This window comes from Mesorhizobium sp. ANAO-SY3R2 (assembly GCF_042466635.1).
Classification (GTDB): Bacteria; Pseudomonadota; Alphaproteobacteria; order Rhizobiales; family Rhizobiaceae; genus Aminobacter.
Genome location: NZ_CP159954.1, coordinates 62,740 through 83,588 on the forward strand (window position 1 = coordinate 62,740; position 20,849 = coordinate 83,588).

Sequence of the window (20,849 nt, forward strand, 5' to 3'; positions counted from 1 at the left end):
AACGGGCGCTACCCGATCCAGAGCCAGTGAGACCAAAGACCGGTTTTGAGTATGGGCTCAGTCTGGACTGTTTCGCTGTACGCCCCGGTTTGCGAGGAAATGGAATCACGCTGCCCTTGGGTGGGCGCGTGATTGCAGCCATTGAAGATGGCTTGTCGACGCGGGAGCCCTCGCGTCGCTGCCGCCAGTCGCGCGGCCGGCGCGATGATCGCGGGCAGAGCCGACCGCCTTCGCGCCGATGCCGGCGCACATTCGAGCCTGCCGGCTCCAGCAATTTTGGATCAGCTGCCCCGTGGAACCATCTGGCGGTTCGACGCGGCAGCTCGCTGGCGTTTCGACGTTTGGCCCTGCGCTCCAGCCGCCGAAAACCAGTCTTCAGACAATCGAAAATCAACGATATGTCCCGTGTATATCCACGATGCGACGGCGGCGTGCGCTTCCGCGCATGCGCCGCCGCGAAAACATTTGACGACGATCAACTCTAGACTAGAAGATCGGTGCGGAAGTCATTGTCGTGGAACTGCTGCAGTTGAACGCCGAGCAGCGTGAGCCGGTCCCCGCCACCCAACTCCGCCACGACATTGCCCCCCTGGTTCGTGGCGATCTGTGCGAACTTGGCCGCGCTGTCGATGCCGAACGCCCTGAGGTCGAGGACATCGCCGATGCCTGGCCCGGCTACGAAATTGGCGATGGTGTCCTGACCGTCGCCGGCATGGAACACGAACAGATTCCGGCCGTTGCCGCCAACCAGCATGTCGTTTCCGCGTCCACCATTCAGCGTGGCGTTGCCGCCGAGCCCCCACAGATAGTCAGCACCCGCGGTGCCATTCAGGGCGTACCCGCCGTCGACGATGGTCGGCGTGCGGCCCGCCGGCGTCGGTACGAAATAGGAATCCTTGAGGACGCTGGTTACCGTGCTGCCGTTGACGCTGCTGACGGTGTAGAACTCGATCAGCATGCCCGCGTCGGTGATCGTCACCAGGTTCGCCCCGACGTTGGGAACGCTGCGGCCGGCCCCGCCAAGGCCCGTGGTGGTGTAAGGGAGAAAGACGCCGTCGCCGTTGTCGTCCCTATTCTCCCGATAGTAATTGTGCTGGTGGCCGGCGAATACCGCGTCCACACCCCATTGCTCGAAAGGCCATGCCATGGTGCCGGTGCCGCCGCTCGGGTTGAACGCCGTGTGGTGGTAATAGGCGATGTTGAAGCTGGCGTCGGAATTCGCCAGCACCGATTGCATCCACTTGCCCTGCACTGACGTCGAAGCGCGGCCGTCCGGGTCCTCCTTGTTGCTGTTGAGAGCGAACAGGTGGACCGGTCCAACCTGGAAGTCGTAGTACCTCTCGTTGTCGGGCAGGCTGAAATAGTCCAGGTAGGTCGAAACGAAGTTTTCGTTGTATTCGTGATTGCCCAGCGTCGGGAAGAAGCGGTTGATGGCACTGCCGCTGCCATAGGCGCCGTGATAATTGCCGATGTAGTCGTGGTACTGCTGGCCGACGGCGGCATCGAGGGACTGCGGTGCATAGACATTGTCGCCGACGGTGAGGACGAAATCGACATTCCAGCTATGGACGAGCGCCGAGACAGCCTTTTCGCCGGCGAGATCGGTATCGCCAAAATCACCGAAGACCGCAAAGCGGAACAAGGTCTGCGGTCCCGCCGGCGGAGCGACACTGACGGTGTAGGCGTGGGCGGCAGTGCTTCCGTCGGACGAGGTTGCGGTGACGTTGAGGGTGACGGTCGGCTCGGTCTGGGCGTTGAGCGTGCCGGTGGCCGAGCGGGTGATGACGCCGGTGCTGGCGTTGATGGCAAAGCGTGGATCATTGAGGCTGTAGGTGACGGTGGAGCCGGCGTCGGGGTCCCTGGCCGCAGCGGTGATGCCAACGGCCGTTCCGGCCGTAGCGTTCTGGGCGATCTTGTTGGTAGCGGCGTCGGCATCCGGCTGGGCGTTGAAGGTCACCGGCTCGGGGCTGTCGAGGACCGCGAGGGTGAAGGTCTGGTTGGCCACACTGCCGTCCGACGAGGTCGCCGTCACCGTCAGGTTGATCGATGTCTGGGTTTCGAAGTCGAGCGTGCCGGTGCCCGAGCGGGTGATGACGCCGGTTGCGGCGTCGATGAGAAAGCGGGTGTCATTGAGGCTGTAGGTGACGGTGGAGCCGGCGTCCGGGTCGCTGGCCGAAGCGGTGATGCCGACCGCCGTGCCCGCAGCGGCGAGTTCGGCGATCTGGTTGGCGGCGGCGTTGGCGTCGGGCGGCACATTGAAGGCCACCGGCAAGGGGTTGTCGAAGACGGCAAGGCTGAAGGTCTGGTTGGCCCGGCTTCCATCGGACGAGGTAGCGGTGACGTTGAGGGTGACCGACGGCTCGGTCTGGGCGTTGAGCGTGCCGGTTCCCGAGCGGGTGATGACGCCGGTCGCGGCGTCGATGGCAAAGCGCGGATCATTGAGGCTGTAGGTGACGCTCGAGCCGGCGTCCGGGTCTTTGGCCGCGGCGGTGATGCCGACCGCCGTGCCGGCAGCGGCGTTCTGGGCGACCTTGTTGATGGCGGCGTCGGCGTCCGGCTGGGCGTTGAAGGCGACCGGCTCCGGGCTGTCGAGGATGGCGAGGGTATAGGTCTGGTTGGCCACGCTGCCGTCCGAGGAGGTGGCCGTCACCGTCAGGTTGATCGACGCCTGGGTTTCGAAGTCGAGCGTGCCGATCCCCGAGCGCGTGATGACGCCGGTGGCGGCGTCGATAACAAAGCGCTGGTCGTTGAGGCTATAGGTGACCGTTGAACCGGCGTCGGGATCGCTGGCCGAGGCGATGATGCCCACCGCGGTGCCGGCGGCGGCGAGTTCGGCGATCTGGTTGGCGCTCGCGTCGGCATCGGGCGGCACATTGAAGGCCACCGGCGAGCCCAAAGGACCGGGAATCTGGTACTCGATATGCAGCAGCGGCGCCCCAATGGCGAGCTTTTCATAAGACGTGGCGGTGCGCGTCCCGGTACCGGTGACGAGGAAGGCCATGTCGTTGAGCGCCGCCCAGCCCGAGCGGTTGACGATCTCCTGCACGATCGCCGTCAAGTCCGGCGTGCGCTGGGCGAGGCCGGCATCGCCCACCTTGACCCACGGATCCGGCACCCAGGCTGCCGACGCATCGGTGCGCAGCCGCGCCGAGACATTGAAGCTTGCAGAAGTGAAGGGATTGGCTTCGTCGGCCTTCTCGCCCTGGATCAGCAGCGAAGCCGTGCCGGTCTGCATCTCGTCGGTGCGGAACTGGATATAAGCCTTGGTGATAATGGCACCCTGAGGAATGTCGATGCCGGTAAAGCGGAGCCCGACCGTCTGGCCGGTGGTGCCGTCATAGCCCAGTTCCAGATCGTTGATGTTGTTTGACATCGAGCCCGATGTTGTCCGCTGCTCGACGTCGTCGCCGGCGGCCGCCACCCGCCGCTCGACGATTGTCGGGGTGGCGCTGGGTGGGCTGCTGATGCTGACCGTATAGGCATGCTTGTCGGTGCTTCCGTCGGACGAGGTTGCGGTTACGTTGAGAGTGACGGTCGGTTCGGTCTGAGCGTTCAGCGTGCCGGTGGCCGAGCGGGTGATGACGCCAGTGCTGGCATTGATGGCAAAGCGCGGGTCATCGATTGCGTAGGTGACCGTTGAACCAGCGTCCGGGTCTTTGGCCGACGCGGTGATGCCGACGGCTGTGCCGGCGGCGGCGTTCTGGGCGACCTTGTTGGCGGCGGCGTCGGCGTCCGGCTGGGCGTTGAAGGCGACCGGCTCGGGGCTGTCGAGGACCGCGAGGGTGTAGGTCTGGTTGGCCACACTGCCGTCCGACGAGGTGGCCGTTACTGTCAGGTTGATCGACGTCTGGGTTTCGAAGTCGAGCACGCCGATGCCCGAGCGCGTGATGACGCCGGTATTGGCATTGATGAGGAAGCGCGCGTCGTCGATTGCGTAGGTGACAATTGAGCCGGCGTCGGGATCGCTGGCCGAGGCGATGATGCCCACCGCGGTGCCGGCGGTGGCGAGTTCGGCGATCTGGTTGGCGCTCGTGTCGGCATCGGGCGGCACGTTGAAGGCCACCGGCGAGCCTGCAGGACCTGGCATCTGGTACTCGATGTGGAGCAGCGGTGCCCCAGCGGCGAGTTTTTCGTACGACGTGGCGGTGCGCGTCCCGGTGCCGGTGACGAGGAAGGCCATGTCGCTGAGGGCCGCCCAGCCCGAGCGGCTGACGATCTCCTGCACGATCGCCGTCAGGTCCGGCGTGCGCTGGGCGAGGCCGGCATCGCCCACCTTGACCCACGGGTCCGGCGCCCAGGCCGCGGAAGCGTCGGTGCGCAGGCGCGCGGAAACGTCGAACTTGGCCGAAGTGAAGGGATTGGCGTCGTCGGCCTTCTCGCCCTGGATCAGCAACGACGCAGTGCCGGTCTGCACCTCATCGGTGCGAAACTGGATGTAGGCCTTGGTGATGACGGCGCCCTTGGGGATGTCGATGCCGGTGAAGCGGAGCCCGACCGTCTGGGCCGTGGTGCCGTCATAGCCCAGTTCCAGATCGTTGACGTTGCTTGACATCGAGCCCGATGTCGTCCGCTGCTCGACGTCGTCGCCGGCGGTCGCCACCCTGCTCTCGAAGACGAGTGCGGCCGCACTGGCGCTGGCGGCAAGCAACCCGCTCGTGGCGACGGTGGCGTCCATCTGGGCCTTTGCGGCAATGCCGCCGGCCGGCTGGGATGGAGCGGCGGCGGTCCTGACGACGAAGGTGCTGGAGTCCGCTCCCCGAAAGCCATGGGCATTCGCCGTGATCGTAGCGGACAGCGTTTCGTCGCGCTGGAATTTGGTCCCGGGTTCCCCATCGGTGAGGCCGATGGGGTTCAGCCTGCTGTCGACCGCCGTGGCCAGCGAGGTCACGGCGGAAACGAGGCTGGCGGCATTGCCCGCGACCGCCTCCAGGCCGAGCGTGTGACTGCCATTGCCGGTTTCAGCGCCTGAGTTATCGCCAGGGTCGGAAGGCGCGACGGACTTGGGGCTGACCGTTGCGTTCGGTGGGGTCCAACCGTGTCTGGCCGACCAACTTTCGAGGATATCCAAGTCGAGGCTAGACCCCGCCATGAGGTGCTTCGCGCTGCGCTCGGTAGGGGGCCAAGGCAGTCTGGTCATCTCGGATCTCCTTTTCGCAAGTTCAAGTTACTGGGCTTAGAATCTCCATAGTCCTGAAGATGAGGTCACAACCTGTGCCGACCCGTCGAGATCGGGTCGGAAAGCGTTTCACTGCCGCGGTGTCTGCCGCAGCGCTTGTCGATGCGGCGCGGGCCGCAAGCCTGCGAGAACTGTCCGCAAACGCCGAGTGCAGGCCGCGTGGTGGGGCCTCTCAGTCGGACAGTGCCTGATCAGGCAAGCAGCCAATTGTCGACTGAGAACTCATAAATCCTGCCATCATTCTCGTTCGGGTTGTCGTCGTTGTCGACGCCGCGATCAACGATGTAGAGGCTGGAATGGTTGGGATCGGCACTGCTCGGTGCCAGCGCCAATCCCGCCGGCTTGCGGGCATTGGCCGCGGAGATATCGAGCGTTCCCACCAAGGACCCGGTAGGTGTCAACATCGCCACCGTGGTGCGTGACGTGATGAGATAGAGGAGATCGTTGACAGGATCATACGCGACGCTCTGGTCGGAAGGCGATCCCAGCGAACGCACCGAAAAGCTCGTCACGATGTCATCGCCGCCGGTGCTCGCGATCCCGTCGAATCTTCCGTTCGCACCCGGAGCGATCGTGTAAATCGACCGGGTTCCGCTGTCCGCGAGATACAAGACCCCGCGATTGGTATCATACGCGATGCCCTCCGGGTCCTGGCTGCCGAATGCAGACGTCTTGAATGAGGTCACGACGTCGTCGGACGTGTTGTAAAGTCCGTCCTGGCCGGGGTTGAGCTCGTATACGCTCTTGGTGCCGGTATCGTCGGCGAAGAAGAGGTGCCGATTGACGGGGTTGTAAGCGATCCCGGCCGGCTCATCGGAAAAGTTGACGGTGGTGAGCGTTCCCACCAAGGTTCCATTTGGAGACATCTGGTACAGGTTCTTGCCGCTAAACAGTCTGGGCATCTCGTCGACTTCACTGTCGGAGACCAGCAGCGTGCCGAGGTGGGAGATATAGACGATGTCAGAAGGGTCGGGGCTCGCCGGCGACCACTGCGATGTCAGGATGGTATCCACCAAGGTCAATGAGGTCGGCCGCTGGCTGCCACTGACGCCGACGGTGTACACGTGTGTGGCTGCGCTGCCATCGGACGAAGTTGCGGTGACGTTGAGGGTGACCGACGGCTCGGTCTGGGCGTTGAGCGTGCCGGTTCCCGAGCGGGTGATGACGCCGGTCGCGGCGTCGATGACAAAGCGCGGGTCATTGAGGCTGTAGGTGACGCTTGAGCCTGCATCAGGATCCCTGGCCGCAGCGGTGATGCCGACCACGGTGCCGGCGGCGGCGTTCTGGGCGACCTTGTTGGTGGCGGCATCGGCGTCCGGCTGGGCGTTGAAGGCGACCGGCTCCGGGCTGTCGAGGACCGCGAGGGTGAAGGTCTGATTGGCCACGCTCCCGTCCGAGGAGGTGGCCGTCACCGTCAGGTTGATCGACGCCTGGGTTTCGAAGTCGAGCACGCCAATGCCCGAGCGCGTGATGACGCCGGTGGCGGCGTCGATGACAAAGCGCTGATCGTTGAGGCTGTAGGTCACCGTTGAACCGGCGTCGGGGTCGCTGGCCGCGGCGATGATCCCGACCGCCGTGCCCGCAGTGGCGAGTTCAGCGATCTGGTTGGCGGTCGCGTCGGCATCGGGCGGCACATTGAAAGCGACCGGCGCGCTGGTCTGGGGCATCTGGTACTCGATGTGGAGCAGCGGCGCCCCAGTGGCAAGTTTCTCGTAGGACGTGGCGGTGCGCGTCCCGGTGCCGGTGACGAGGAAGGCCATGTCGTTGAGCGCCGCCCAGCCCGAGCGGCTGACGATCTCCTGCACGATCGCCGTCAGATCGGGGGTGCGCTGGGCGAGACCGGCATCGCCCACCTTGGCCCACGGATCCGGCGCCCAAGCCACCGACGAATCCGTCTTCGTGCGCGCCGACACGTCAAATTTGGTCGCGGTGAACGGATTGGCGTCGTCGGCCTTCTCGCCCTGGATCAGCAGCGACGCTGCACCGGTCTGCACCTCATCGGTGCGGAACTGGATGTAGGCATTGGTGATGACGGCGCCCTGGGGGATGTCGATGCCGGTGAAGCGCAGCCCGACCGTCTGGGAGGTCGTGCCGTCATAACCCAGCTCCAGATCGTTGACGTTGCTTGACATCCCACCCGATGTCGTCCGCTGCTCTACGTCGTCGCCGTCGGCCGCCACTCTGCGCTCGAACACGAGTGCGGCCGCACTGGCGCTGGCAGCGAGCAACTCGCTCGTGACGACCGCGGCATTCATCTGGGCCGTCGCGGCAACGCCTCCGGCTGGCTGCGGTGGAGCGGCGGCGGTCCTGGCGGCGAAGGCGCTTAAGTCCGTTCCCCGGAAACCCGGGGCATTCGCCGTCATCGTATTGACCAAGGTTTCGACGCGCTGGAAATCAAGGCTCGCTGCTCCATCGGCGGTGCCGATGGGGTTCAGCCTGCTGTCGACCGCCGTGGCCAGCGAGGTCACGGCGGAAACGAGGCTGTCGGCAGTGCTCTCGACCGACTCCAGGCCTTGCGTGTGACTGCTATTGCCGACTTCAGCGCCCAGACCGTCGGCAGCATCGGCGGGCGCGGGCTTGGGGCTGGCCGTTGCGTTCGGTGGAGTCCAACCGTGACTGGGCGACCAACTGTCGAGGATATCCAAGTCGAGGCTAGACCCCGCCATGAGGTGCTTCGCGATGCTCCCGCTAGCGAGAGGCCAAGGCAGTTTGGTCATCCTGGATCTCCTTTCCGCAAATCTCTGGGCTTGAATTTTTCATTTCACCGCAGGCGATGTGGCAACAGGTGCCGCCGCGTCGGATCGAGCGAGCGCTAGTCAGGCCGCTCGCCCAGACGCGGACGGCGCAACTGGAAACTGGCAGGCACCAGGTCCACAACTATGCGCAGCAGCGACCGCCCGTCCCGCCCGAGAAACAGCGCCGGCATCAGCCAGCACAGCAGCAGGCCTCCGGCAGCCGCGACCAATGCCACGTAGAGGAGCAGGGCGAGCGGCGGGACCTGAAGTTCGCGCAGCTGATCCGTCACTGCCCAGACAGCAGTTCCAATCACGCCTGCGAGCGCGAGTCCGGGCAGGTGCGCCCCGGCGAATTCCGACCAGCGCATCCCGGTGACGCGAAGGCTCAGTTGCGCCATGAGCAGGAAATTGCCGGTGAAGGCCGCGACGACGCCGAGCGCCACGCCTCCCACGCCCCAGTTCTGCCCGATGATTGCCCCGACGGCGACGCCGCCGGTGAAGACCGCCTGCCGCCAGGCCCTGGCATAGACGGTGCCGGTTGCACGCGAAACGGAATCGCTGAGCTTGTAGCTCGTCCGAAACAGCATCCCGAATGCCAGCACCTGGAGCGGGACGACTGCCGCTAGCCAGGCAGGACCGAGCAGGACGAGCACGATTTCGGGCGCGACGATTGCCACGACCACGCTGGCCGGCAGGACGAGCAGCGCACAGCCTGCCACCGCACTTCGGTAGGCACGGGCGAGGCGTACGGGCTCCTCCTGGACCAGCGCCATCGTCGGGAACAGCACGCGGTCGAGAACCTGCCCGACAATGACGGCCGGCGTCGTCATCAGCTGCGAGGAAAGGGAGTATATGCCGAGCGCCTCGGCGCCGAGCCAGCGGCCCACGACGAGCCTGTCGACTTGACTGGCGAGGTAGTTGCAAATCCGGGCAAGCGTGAAGCCGCCTCCGAAATAGAGCAGTTCGCCGATCGCGCGCCGCTCCAGCAAAGGGCGCTTGGGGTGCGGCTGGCCGACAAGCAGTACAACCGTGCGCAGAAAGTTCTGGGTCAGGAGCGCGCCGACGAGCGCCCAGATTCCGAAGCCAAGCCAGGCCAGCGCCGTCCCGGCCATGACGAAACCGACCGCAAAGGCGACTGCGTCGATGGCCGCCAGCCATCGGAAGCGCAGCTCACGCTGAGCCGTGGCCAGCGCCACCGTGGAAAGACCTTGGCAAAGCAGCACGACACTGGCGGCGCGCACTACCGGCGCCAGATCGGCAAGCCGCATTGCATGCGCAATGGCGGGCGCCAATGCCCAGACCAGGGCAGCGGCGGCAAGGCTGAGCAGAAGCGACAAGGTGAACCCGACCCGAAGATGGCGCTCCTCGAGCACCGGCCGCTGCACAATTGCCGGGGCGACGCCAAGGCCCTCGAAGATGGCCGCGAGCTTGATGACGATCAGGGCCGCAGCGTAAAGGCCGAGTTCCTTGGACGACAGGAGCCGGGCCAGCACCAGCAGCGCGATGAGCTCCGCCACAGCGAGGGCGCCCATGGACAGGGCCGTCCAGAACATGCCCACGATACTGCGTTTGGCCAGGTTGCGCCGAATGTCGGTCATGCCTCGTTCCTTTCGCGCGGGCGATCCGGGTAGGCCGCCACACCAACTTGCCACAATCCACTCGAGCCAGATGATCGATGTCGCGAATGGCGGACCGCCGACCGAGGTGGGCGGGCGCGCCATGCGTCATCGAAGGGTGGAAGGGACCTCATAGCCGTAGAACTCCATCTCTTCCTGGATCTCCGGCAGGATCGCATTCAGTTCGTCCCGGTCCAGGCGGAGCCACTTCTCCTGACGACCGGGATCGACCATCTCCTTGGCCGCGCGAACGATGTCTTCGTCGCAGCTCAGCCCGCAATGATCATAGATGCGGCGCAGCACGGCCTCGGGATCCTCGATCAGATCCTCGTATCGCAAGGAGAGCACACGGCCTTTGCCAAGCCTGGCGAGGTCTTCCCGGGCCTTTCGATTGCCTCGCGCCCATTGGCGCGCGATCACCCGCAGCTGGCCGTGCTCTTTCAGGTCCTGATCGATACCGACATATCGCGGCCCATAAATCGGCGTATATTTTCGCTTCAGTATCTTCTTGAAGACTATTTGCTTGATGAAGGTTCCAGCATAGTGATGCAGCTGCGTTACCGGAGTGACTGCCAGTGACCGCCGAAGTCCGGCCCAGGTCTTCGTTTTCTGCCACTTTATCTCTATTGAGCTTATGCAAGAGAACGGATTCCGCGTGATATACAGGTACGTCGCCTCGGGAAATATCTCGTAGACGAATGGGACGCGCAGGACATTGGAAGGGGTATTTTCCATGATCTGCCGGCCGTCGTGCCGCCTCTGGTAGTTGAGGAACTGGCCGCGAATGTAACGAATGACCTTCTCGGTGGCGTCAGTTGCATCAAATTCGTCATGGCGCCGGGCCGGATCGGCATATAGCCACAGCGTCCTTGGTTCGTACCAGGTCACGATATCAGGGTGCAGCCCAATCAATTTCTGGGTAATCGTGGTACCGGACCGATAGTTCCCTATCAGGAAAATCGGCGGCCTGAGCTTTGTTGCCGTCATTGCGAATATCCGTGCCAAGCGGGTGAATTGCACGAAGAACTACTGGTCGCGGAATGCACGCATCATCTGGTCGGTCAGCGGCTTCGTCAGGTAGGAGATCACCTTGCGATCGCCGGTCTTGATGAAGGCCTCTACCGGCATGCCGGGAATGAGCGTGACGGCGCCGAGGCTCGCCACATCCTTCGTGCTGAGCTTGATGCGCACCACATAGTAGATCTCGTTGGTGCGCTGGTCGCGCGTAACATCGGCCCCGATCATGGACACCACCCCCGTGACCTCGGGCGTGCTGCGCTGGTTGAAGGCGGTGAAGCGCAGCAGCGCGCTCTGGCCGATCAGAAGCTGGTCGATGTCCTGCGGGGCCACCTTCACCTCGACCGTGAGGGTGTCGGCGTCGGGCACGATCAGCATGATCGGCTCGCCTGCGCCAATCACGCCGTTCACCGTGTGGACCGTCGACTGATGAACGGTTCCGCTGGAAGGCGCGCGAATGTTGATGCGTGACAGCTGGTCTTCCGCAGTGATCCTGCGCTCCTCGAACTCGGCGATCTTGCCTTCGACTTCGCGCAACTCACTGCCCGTATCGCTGGCGAATTCCTTGTCCAGCTGCAGGATCTGGAGTTCGACTTCGGCAATGGCGCCCTTTGCCTGCGCGATGCTCGAACCAAGCTGTGCCCACTCGCCCTCGATGCGGGTCGCCTCGCGTTCATTGGCCGTCACCTTTGAAATAGGGGTGAGCTTCTTTTCAAAAAGGGTGCGGATGCCGTCGAGCTCGCTGTTGATCAGCTGGATCTCCTTGGCCTTGGCAAGCTCTTGAGCCGAATAGCCTTCGATCTGCTTCTGGAGTTGCTCGGTGCGCTCGCGAAGCCGGGCCTTGTTGCCGGACAACGCGATCCGGCGAAGCTTGAACAGCCGTTCCTCGCTGGCAACCATTGACGCAACCTCGGGCTCGTCGATCCGGGCGACGAGCATGGGAGGTATCGTCATCTGTTCAATCCCGTCGCGCTCGGCCTGGAGACGGGATTTGCGGGCATAGAGCTCGTCCAGGCTCTTTGTCACGAAGGCAAGGTTGGCACGCGGAATGGTGTCGCTGAGCTGGACCAGGAGATCTCCGGCCTCGACGCGATCGCCATCGCGCACAAAGATCCTGCCGATGGTGCCGCCGGTCGGATGCTGCACCTTCTTCTCGCTGGTCTCGACGACCACCTGGCCATGCGCGATCGTCGCCCCCGAAATGTCCACCGTCCCGGCCCAGACTCCGATCACGCCGACGAGTAATGCGATGACGCTCATCCCGCCCAGCAAATTGCGGCGAATGGACAGCCGGTTGGGAGGCGTCGCATTCATGATGATGCCTGCTGGCATTTCTCGACGTCCCATGTCTCAACCGTTTTCAATTCGGTAGCTGGGGCGGGCCTGAAACCGGACCTCGGACTCTCCGTATTGGGCCTGAGGCTTCGGAAAGACCTTTGACAGCACCCGCTCGCTCGGGCCGAACATGTTCATCTGGCCGTCCTTCATCACCAGCACGAAGTCCGTGGTGGTGAGTATGTGCGGGCGGTGCGCCACGATCGCCACGATGCCGCCGCGCGCCTTGACGCCGCGAATGGCCGCGCCAAGCGCGATTTCGCCGTCGATGTCGAGATTGGCGTTTGGCTCGTCGAGGACGACCAGGAACGGGTCGCCATAGAGAGCGCGCGCCAGCGCGATACGCTGACGCTGTCCTGCAGAAAGTGCTGTTCCGCCCTCGCCGATCTGTGTCTCATAGCCGTTGCCGAGGCTGACGATCAGGTCATGCACGCCCGCCGCACGAGCGGCGGTGACAATGGCGTTTGCATCCGACTCCGGTTCGAAACGTGCAATGTTGTCGGCAATGGTGCCGGCAAACAATTCGACATCTTGCGGCAGGTAGCCGACATGGCGGCCGAGACGTTCCGACGACCATTGATCGAGCGCAGCACCATCGAGCTTGATGCGGCCCGCCAGCGGTCGCCATGCGCCGACCAGCCCGCGAACGAGGCTCGATTTGCCGGAACCGCTGGGTCCGATGATGCCGAGCACCGAGCCCGCCTCCAGAGCGAACTCGATGCCTTGCACGATGACCCGCGGTGCGCCCGGCGCGCCGAGCGCGACACGTTCGACTGTCAGGGTTGACCTTGGCACCGGAAGGGCCATCGGCTGGGCCTCCTGGGGCAGACGGGCAAGCAACTGGCTCAACCTGCGCCAGCTCTGGCGAGCACCCACGAAGTTTCGCCAATGGGCAATGGCAAGGTCGACAGGCGCAAGCGCGCGGCCAGACAGGATCGAGCCGGCAATGATGATCCCAGCCGTCGCTTCGCCGTGGATCACCAGCCAGGCGCCCACGCCCAGCATGGCCGACTGGAGCATCAGCCGCAGGGCCCGGGCAATGCTGCCGAAGCCGCCCGCGATATCGCTGACGCGCTGTTGCTGGGCAAGATACTCCCGACTTGCACCCTGCCACCGGTCGTGCAGGCGCCTGCCCATGCCCATCGCCGCAACGACCTCCGCGTTGCGGCGGCTCGCCTCCGCGAAGCTGTTGCGCTGGACGCCGCTCAAGACCGCGCCCCCCATCGGCTTGCGCGTAAAGGCCTCGGTTGCGGCCGTAAGTGTCACCAGCACGATGGTCCCACAAATGGCGGTCACCCCGAGCGTCGGATGAAAGCTCCAGATGATCGCCAGGTAGAAGGGCAACCACGGCAGATCGAAAAGCGCTGTGGGTCCAGGGCTCGACAGAAATGTCCTGATGCTGTCGAGGTCACGCTGCGGCTGCAGCCCATCGCCTTGCAGGCCGGCGAACAATGGCAGCCTGGTCATGGCGGTGAACACGCGTCCGCCGACCACCTCGTCCATTTCTGCGCCGATCCGCGTCATGATGCGGCCGCGCAGGAGGTCGATCACTGCCTGCCCAATGAACAGGACGGCTGCGAGCAGCGCTATGCCGACCAGGGTCGGAACGCTGCGGCTCGGCAGCACGCGGTCATAGACTTCCAGCATGAACACCGCGCCCGTCAGCATGAGGATGTTGCTCACGCCGCTGAAAAGCGCGACGCCCGCAAGCGCTCCCTTGCAGGAATTCAATGCGCTGGCCAATTCCGCACCGGGCACTGGCCTGATGGCCGCGACAAGGGTTCCGGCGTGCAGGTTCGGCATTGCGATCGCGGAGTAGCCTCCGCCCGGCCGCCTTGCCCGGCGATCGGCCGCCACAAGGAGCAGCCCAAGCGCCCCGACCGACAGCCAGACCGGGAGCGTGTCCAGCGAGGCCAGCGGGGTGCCATCGCGCAGGTTGAGCCAACCCGCCTGAAGATCGGCCCAAGGCCCCGCCAACGAAGCTGGTCTCCCGAAATCGACGAAGCGCGGCAAGAACTCGCCCCCCGCCCGCAACACTGCGAGGAGGATCAGGATTGCACCGGGCAGGCTCAGTCGGCCGAAGGTGCTACGGCGGCGCGGGTAGCTGCGAGCCGTCTTCCGGGGCGTCCCAGCGCGTAGAAGCTCCAGCCTCCTCTCCCCGGTTTCGGTTTGGAAACGCGGCCGGCGCAGCCGGCTCCCCATGACCAGCAAGGCAACGCCGAATGTTGCAGTCACAACCCCGGGCATGAAATCGCGCCCGCCAGGATCGGCTGCACCCGCTTGCTGGGCAGCAATCTGACCAGCAAGCGAAGCGGTCGAGGGTCCCAATCCTCCCGAGGCGAAAAGGTCGGTCAAGCACGAATGCAGCAACTGGAATCCGACCAGGAGCATAGCGAACCCCAGGCCCTTGCAGGCCATGGGCAACGGGCGTCGGCGAGCCCGATGGTCCGCCTTGGCCGCCATGAACGCCTGATATTCCCTACCCATCGAATTCAGGTCCTGCGTCCGATATCGGTGGCATTGCGGTCTCCCCCCTCCGCTCATTCGGCGGCGACACGCTGCTCCAGCGATGACATCATCGCAGCAATCGGATCGAAAACGTGGTCACGAACGTCATTGCGGGCAAGCGCAAAGGCGACATTGGCCTGGACAAAGCCTTCCTTTGAGCCGCAGTCGTACATGCGCCCCTCGAACGGGACGGCAAAGAACGGCTGCTCCGCCAACAGTCGCAGCATCGCGTCTGTCAGTTGGATCTCGCTCCCCGCACCCGGCTCCTGCCGCCCTAGGATGGCGAACACTTCCGGCTGCAGGAGGTAACGGCCGTTGATGTAATAGTTGGAAGGTGCCTCGGTCGGAGCCGGCTTCTCGACCATCGCGTCGATGGCAAAGCCCGCCCCGAATTCCTTTCCCTTTCCGACGATGCCGTACCTGTTCGTCTCGGCCGGGTGGCATTGCTCGACGGCGATGACATTGCCGCCGGTCCGCTCATAAAAATCCATGATGCCGGCGAGGCAGCCCTTTTCGCCGAACGAGACCATGTCAGGCAGCAGAAGCGCGAACGGCTCGTCGCCAATCATGTCGCGCGCACACCACACCGCGTGGCCGAGTCCAAGCGGACTTTGCTGCCGCGTAAAGCTGATCGAGCCTGCGGGCAGTTGCAGTTCCTGCAGGCAATTCAATTGTTCCAGCTTCCCCGATCGGGCCAGAAAGCCATTCAGCTCGGGCTGAAGGTCGAAGTAGTCCTCGATCGCGCTCTTGTTCCTCCCGGTGACGAAGACGATGTGCTCGATACCGGCTTCCAGTGCTTCATCCACCGCATATTGGACGACAGGCCGATCAACGATGGTCAGCATCTCCTTCGGCATGGATTTCGTCGCCGGCAAGAACCGGGTCCCCAGGCCGGCCACCGGTATGACCGCCTTCCTCACTCTTTTCATGGAATTCTCCTATCTACCAAGGCGACCGGTCAAAGATGAGACCGTAGCGCCTCATGAAACTTGAAAATCCGAGCTCTCATTTCTTTGTGGCTACTGGCCAATATCGACGCCAAGTCGCACTGCCGCGGCCTCCCCAGTCGGGGCAGCTACGGTGGCAGAGCCAAGCGTGTCCGGGTTGTAGAATGCCTTGTTCGCTACGACGGAGACCTCGATTACATCGCCTGCCTTTACTTCCGTATTTTCGTTGGCCACGAGGTCTTGAGCCGATTTCTGGTCGCGCCTGAAGATCGAGATCCGCACGGAACCTTGCAGGTCTTCGAAGGTTCGCTGCTCGCCATAGGAGAAGAGGAACAACAGCTTGTCGGCCGTGTACCTGATCTGGCTCTGGACCTTTCCAAGTTCCACCTGCGTGTCCTGGATCTGCCCGATCAGTTCGATGTCATGGGTCTGGCGCTTGCGTCGCAGTTCGCTCTCCAGATTCATCATGTCCTGCTGCTTTTGCGTCTGCTGAAGCTCGGTCTGCGCAAGGTCGGCGCGATAATTGGTGTGCACCCTTTCCATCGCCATGACGTTCGAATTCGTGATCAGGCCCTGTTTCCTGAGGTTGCGGACAGTCTCCAGTTCATCGAGCTGAATGTTCGCGGTCTTTTCCCGCTCCTCCCGGGCGACCGCGATCATGCCTGCCTCTTTCTTCGCCCGGTCCAGCGACGCTTCGAGATAGGCGACGTCGCCCTGGAACGCGGTCAGCCGCGCCTCCAGTTGCGCCTGTTCGGACGCGACGATGTCGCCAATCAGGCGTGAACCGAGTTCGATCGGCGGGTCCGCTGGGGCAACAAAGGACTTGTCCTGCCGGCTTTCGGCAGTGAGACGGGTGAGCCGGACCTTCAGCCGGTATTCTTCGATCGTCAGGTTGGAGCGCGCACTGCGCAGATCAGCGATTTCCAGGGCCGGCACCCCTCCCCTCGCCGCGGTCGGCCGAAACCCCCCGGCGATGGCAAGGGCATGACGAACGGTTATTCCCGGTTGGAACGGATAGGATCCGGGGTTCGCCACAGCTCCGGAAATAAAGAATGGCCGGTGCTGGCCAATCTCCACTTTCACGAAGGGCTCCAGGATCAGCTTCTGCTGCTGAAATGCGAGCTGAATGGACTGCGAAAGAGCAACTGGGGTGAGGCCACGCGCCGGAATCTCGCCCAGCAGGGGAAGCGATATCGAGCCCGCATCGTCGATGACGACTTCCAGCGGATAGGATGGCTCGCCGAGCACGGACACGCGAAGGACATCGCCGGCGTCAAGAGTGTACCCATCCGCATGAGCAATATCGGCGGTGAGCAGAACGAGGACAACGGCGAGGCCACCACACATTGTGTGCACGCAACCGGCCGCATCCTCAAGCCTGGCAAAAAACCATCGGCACCGTTTCTTCCATGGCAACTGCGTGGATGGAAAATGTAGATCTGCGCACCAGTTCATCATTTGCACTCCGACTGCCTGCTCGCTTGGTAGTTTTGCTCGAAGGAGAACCCTTCAGAAGGAATTGCCATCAACGAGAGCGCACAAAGCCAAAAGACGGCATGTTCAGACGCAGCTCTCGGTCGTCCCGTCGGAAGATCTGCCGTCACCGCGAATGTGTCGTGAAAGGGTTTGCCATGCCGGCTGAGACGGATCGCTCCGGCTGCGCCCCGAGCACCGACCGGTAGACCGTCTCGACCCGTTCGCACATCGCATCCAGCCCCCAGGACGAAAGGTCGGTGCGCCTCGCGCCGTCGGCCAGCCGCGCGCGATATGGCTCGTTCCCTAGGAGATCGGCGACCGCCGCCGCCGCCGCACCGACGTCGTCTGCTGGCGTTACAATTCCATTGACACCGTGCCGCACGACCTCCTCGATGCCGGGCAAGTGCGATGCAACGCAGGGGCGGCTGCCCGCCAGATACTGCATCACAACGCGAGGCAATCCTTCGCGCATCGATGTCAGCACGCACACGTCCGCCAGACTGATCAGCCGTTCGGGCTCGGAATGGTAGCCAATCAGGCGAATGCTGTTTGCCACCGGCGACCGTCCGATCGCCGCCTCCACCGCGGATCGCGCCGGGCCCTCACCTGCCAGGAGCAGCCGCACGTTTGGAATTCGCTCGACCACCCGCTCGAATGCTTCGATAAACTCGACATGGCGTTTTCTCGGCTCGAGTGCCGCCAGCATCAGGACCACGGGCGGCTTTGACGCACCGGGAGCCGTCCCCAGCAGCACATGCGGCTCCTCCGGCCATCGGGCATGCGAGAAGCGTTTCAGATCGAAACCGGAGTAGACGATATGGTGCTGCTTGGGGCTGCCAATATGATGAGCCACGCAGATGTCGCGCATTGCCTGGCTGACGTCGATGAAAGCTTGCGTGGGTCTCGCCGCCAGACGTTCGGCGGCCAGGAATATCTGCCTCTGCACATTGCCGACATGCACGAACGGCAGGATGTGCACGCCATGTATGATACCTGGGATGCGGGCTTGCCTGGCGGCGAGGCGGCCGATGATGCCGGCCTTGCTTTGATGGGTATGCACGATGTCCGGCCGCCATTCGCGCAAGCGGCGCTTCAGTTGCCCCAAGGCCGAAATGTCATGGGACGGCGACAAAGGGGGAATGAGCGCGTCAAGGGTCACCACCCGAAGGGCTCCGGCAACGGACGCCTGCAGAACCGGGTCGTATTCCTTGCCATGAACCAAGGTCACCTCGTGGCCGTTCCGCGCCTGAGCGAGACAACATGCCAGCGTGTTCTCTTCGGAGCCTGCCCGGAGCAGGCGGGTCAGCACATGGACGATCTTCATCGGATTGCGCCTCACGATCCCGGTAGGTCGTAAACTCGGAACGAGTGCGGGAAGGGCAAATGCGTCGCTCGCATATCATGCGAGGGAAGATCGGGCGGCTGTACCGCCCCTGCCCACTCCCCTACAACGACATCCAGATCCGCTTGAACAGCTCGCGGTTGACGGCCTCGACGCTGGAGCTTGCATCAACGGTTCGGATGTCCTTGTCCTGGGCCCGCAGCTCCGCCATCAACGACATCCGCGCATCAAATGCCGCCTTGCTGATCTCTCCCGGCTTTCGCCTGTCGGAGACGGCATGATCGGACACGAGGTGCAATGTCAGATCTGGCCGGAGTTCTTCCATCTTGCGATAGAGTTTCTGCTCGAACCGGGCGAGTACTGACAAACCGCGGACTGCCAACAGCTTCGGCGGGATCATCGGGCCGTCCAGATAGCCGCTGCGCTGCGCTTGTGGCCACCGGTCGCAAATGACGATCAGGCCGCGCGTTGCCCATCGATGGGCGCGCCTCACCACGGTGTATCTCTCGATCGCAATCAGAACGCCCCAGAACGCCAGCCCGGCCGCGAGAATCCCCTCTCTTGCCCGACTGCGCCGGGACGCCTCCGCGTCGTCGCGCTGGATCGCGGCCTTGAACTGGCGCCGATGGGGGAAAACAAGATGCTGCAGCCCCTTGCGCAGCCACCATCCGCCACCATCCCCGGTTCCGAGATAGGCCTTCGCGCAGCCGAACTTCCAGCGGAACAGCTGCGTCAGCCGATCGACCTGCGTGCTCTTTCCCAACCCATCAGGCCCCACCACGGCGACCACGATGCCGCCCACCACAGGTCGTCTTTTGGCCGGAACGCTACCGGGCATCAGGCGCCCCAGAAGCCTTAGGGCAAGATATGAGGTCTTGCGGACGAGATGGACCGCCGGATCGGCGATCCCGCCAGCCTTCGTGAACCCGGACCTTTCGCGAAGCGAATGCCGCAGCCTGGCCAGATCTCCGCGGTGCACGCAAAGACCGCTCTTCCCTTGCCGGATTCTGCACTGCACGATTTCGCCGCGGCCAAACTTGTATTCCGCGACGTACAAGCCTTGTTCGCCGGGCACGGAAGGCAGGTTCGCAACTTGGTCCGTCCAGTCGCCTGATATGGCCACCCACTGCTTCCACGGCAGCGCCCAAACGCGAAATGCAAAACGGGCAATCGCAATCCGGATCTCGTCTCCGGGAGAAGCGACAGGGACGGACACTCCATCCACGCAAGCCTGCTCCCATCGTGTGATGGCCGAATGATCGAATGCCAGATAGCGCTTGCGAAACTCCCAGCCGACGCGGAAGCCGATATGCGTGTCGAGATGAAGATATCCGCTTTGCGCGAAGTCGGGCACGAACCAGTCCTCGCGGCCGGCACAGACATTGTCATAGCAAGACAGGCTCACGCCGCGGAGACCATGGAACTGGCTCACGATCGCGCAGAATGCCGGGTAGTCCTGCTTGTCAACGAGCAGATCCACATCGTCGCGGCCGGCGAATGCATCCTCGAGCGTTGCGACGTCCTGGACTATGCCATACCTCACGCCAGCCTCATCCAGTGCCTGAAACAGCGCAGCCGCAATAGGCAGCGTAGAGACCGTCGCCGAGGTGCCGTGAGGCGCGCTTGTTTCTGCTTGAAGGGCCCCCGCAGCTCGCTGGCCGTCTGGGATCGCTGGGATCGTGCCATCATTTGCAGCCTTGCGTCGCCAAGCGAAGACCTGCTGCGGACATATGCCATGTGCACGGGCGACCGCTGAGACATTTGCGCCCGGCTCGAGCGCTTCCGCCACGATTTCCGCCTTGGCCTCAGCAGACCAGCGGCGATACTGCCGCCGGCGCGAGCCGGCCTGAAACCGGTGCCCTACAGGGTTTGCTGCACGGGACTTTTCAGGTCTGGATTGGAGTTCCAATGTCATCCCTTACTTGCTCACAATGGGGCCCGTTCACGCGGAAACAGGATCGGATCGGGGCAGAGCGCAGCCCGTGCGACGACCTGGCTAGCGCAAGTATTGCGCCTCTTCTCCGCAAGCTACCGCACTGAGGGTGAATTGCTTCATCCCCCTACGTTGCCATCGCGGCCGTTCACTCCACCGCAAACTATACGATAAACAAATAACTAGTCGCAATATTATAGTATTATTACTTTATCTCGATCAATATACACAGGCACTGAACGATTCATTATATCAAGAAGAACTCGAACGGCACCAACGCGCCCAACATAATCAAGCGTGCCAAGTTGATCTGCAAACGGCCCCTGCGCAACGCGAACCGTCTGTCCGGACTGCAGCAAGTTTTCCGAATGAAGTATTCCGTCTTCGTCAGTGGACGACAGCAATGCTTCGACGACGCCATTCGGCACCGGGATGGGCGCGCTATCACTCATCAGAAGTCTCCGCACGCCAACGGTCGAATTGATTGCAGGCCATCTCTGTTTTTGAATGTCCAACGAGACAAAGAGATAGCAATCAAAATACGCGCCGCAGACGGTTCTGACACTGCGCGCATGCCGAACTGTTCGCTTGCGCTTGGGCAGATAGGTCTGGAAGTTCTGCGTCAGCAGGTGCCTCTCAGCCAGGCTCTCGGAATGCTGATGTGTCTGGACCGCGTACCAACGCGCATTCCTTCCATCGTGAAGTCCTTCAAGCGGTCCCGAAACCGAATTGCATGGGTTAGCCTGTAGCATCGTCCCCCCCAT

Annotated in this window: 11 protein-coding genes; all 11 read right to left on the reverse strand. The window is 63.3% G+C overall.

The genetic code is table 11. From position 1 onward, the window contains the following. Positions 1–481: 481 nt before the first annotated feature. Positions 482–5,137, reverse strand: coding sequence for a metallophosphoesterase (locus tag ABSY17_RS03155; RefSeq protein ID WP_378942257.1), 4,656 nt, complete (start codon positions 5,135–5,137; stop codon positions 482–484). A gap of 230 nt (positions 5,138–5,367) precedes the next feature. Further along, positions 5,368–7,893 carry an RTX toxin gene (locus ABSY17_RS03160; protein ID WP_378942260.1) on the reverse strand — a complete coding sequence of 842 codons (2,526 nt, stop codon included), beginning with the start codon at positions 7,891–7,893 and terminating at the stop codon, positions 5,368–5,370. Between the two features lie 95 nt (positions 7,894–7,988). Continuing rightward, positions 7,989–9,509, reverse strand: a complete 1,521-nt coding sequence (locus ABSY17_RS03165) for a lipopolysaccharide biosynthesis protein (protein WP_378942262.1) — start codon at positions 9,507–9,509, stop codon at positions 7,989–7,991. A gap of 126 nt (positions 9,510–9,635) precedes the next feature. Further along, positions 9,636–10,514 (reverse strand): sulfotransferase family protein, encoded by an 879-nt coding sequence (locus tag ABSY17_RS03170; protein WP_378942265.1) that lies wholly within the window; start codon positions 10,512–10,514, stop codon positions 9,636–9,638. Positions 10,515–10,553: 39 nt separating this feature from the next. After that, entirely contained in the window at positions 10,554–11,876 is a 1,323-nt protein-coding gene (locus ABSY17_RS03175; RefSeq protein WP_378942267.1) for an HlyD family type I secretion periplasmic adaptor subunit, read from the reverse strand. An 18-nt stretch (positions 11,877–11,894) separates the two neighbouring features. After that, entirely contained in the window at positions 11,895–13,682 is a 1,788-nt protein-coding gene (locus tag ABSY17_RS03180) for a type I secretion system permease/ATPase (RefSeq protein ID WP_378942524.1), read from the reverse strand. A gap of 737 nt (positions 13,683–14,419) precedes the next feature. Then, positions 14,420–15,316 carry a UTP--glucose-1-phosphate uridylyltransferase gene (locus tag ABSY17_RS03185; protein ID WP_378942269.1) on the reverse strand — a complete coding sequence of 299 codons (897 nt, stop codon included), beginning with the start codon at positions 15,314–15,316 and terminating at the stop codon, positions 14,420–14,422. A gap of 90 nt (positions 15,317–15,406) precedes the next feature. After that, entirely contained in the window at positions 15,407–16,792 is a 1,386-nt protein-coding gene (locus tag ABSY17_RS03190) for a polysaccharide biosynthesis/export family protein (protein ID WP_378942272.1), read from the reverse strand. A gap of 142 nt (positions 16,793–16,934) precedes the next feature. Beyond that, the gene (locus tag ABSY17_RS03195; RefSeq protein ID WP_378942274.1) at positions 16,935–18,134 is read right to left on the reverse strand and encodes a glycosyltransferase; all 1,200 of its coding nucleotides are present in this window, start codon (positions 18,132–18,134) and stop codon (positions 16,935–16,937) included. A gap of 121 nt (positions 18,135–18,255) precedes the next feature. After that, a complete protein-coding gene (locus tag ABSY17_RS03200; protein ID WP_378942276.1) occupies positions 18,256–20,067 on the reverse strand; it encodes a transposase in 1,812 nt (603 codons plus the stop codon). 212 nt (positions 20,068–20,279) lie between these two features. Beyond that, on the reverse strand, positions 20,280–20,837 hold the full coding sequence (locus ABSY17_RS03205; RefSeq protein WP_378942278.1) for a transcription termination/antitermination protein NusG: 558 nt from the start codon (positions 20,835–20,837) through the stop codon (positions 20,280–20,282). Positions 20,838–20,849 lie beyond the last annotated feature (12 nt).

Excerpts from the sequence above, each read along its gene's own strand:
- ABSY17_RS03155 (WP_378942257.1), bottom strand. The coding sequence starts at position 5,137 with ATGACCAGACTGCCTTGGCCCCCTACCGAGCGCAGCGCGAAGCACCTC.
- ABSY17_RS03160 (WP_378942260.1), bottom strand. The coding sequence starts at position 7,893 with ATGACCAAACTGCCTTGGCCTCTCGCTAGCGGGAGCATCGCGAAGCAC.
- ABSY17_RS03165 (WP_378942262.1), bottom strand. The coding sequence starts at position 9,509 with ATGACCGACATTCGGCGCAACCTGGCCAAACGCAGTATCGTGGGCATG.
- ABSY17_RS03170 (WP_378942265.1), bottom strand. The coding sequence starts at position 10,514 with ATGACGGCAACAAAGCTCAGGCCGCCGATTTTCCTGATAGGGAACTAT.
- ABSY17_RS03175 (WP_378942267.1), bottom strand. The coding sequence starts at position 11,876 with ATGCCAGCAGGCATCATCATGAATGCGACGCCTCCCAACCGGCTGTCC.
- ABSY17_RS03180 (WP_378942524.1), bottom strand. The coding sequence starts at position 13,682 with ATGCCGAACCTGCACGCCGGAACCCTTGTCGCGGCCATCAGGCCAGTG.
- ABSY17_RS03185 (WP_378942269.1), bottom strand. The coding sequence starts at position 15,316 with ATGAAAAGAGTGAGGAAGGCGGTCATACCGGTGGCCGGCCTGGGGACC.
- ABSY17_RS03190 (WP_378942272.1), bottom strand. The coding sequence starts at position 16,792 with ATGATGAACTGGTGCGCAGATCTACATTTTCCATCCACGCAGTTGCCA.
- ABSY17_RS03195 (WP_378942274.1), bottom strand. The coding sequence starts at position 18,134 with ATGAAGATCGTCCATGTGCTGACCCGCCTGCTCCGGGCAGGCTCCGAA.
- ABSY17_RS03200 (WP_378942276.1), bottom strand. The coding sequence starts at position 20,067 with ATGACATTGGAACTCCAATCCAGACCTGAAAAGTCCCGTGCAGCAAAC.
- ABSY17_RS03205 (WP_378942278.1), bottom strand. The coding sequence starts at position 20,837 with ATGCTACAGGCTAACCCATGCAATTCGGTTTCGGGACCGCTTGAAGGA.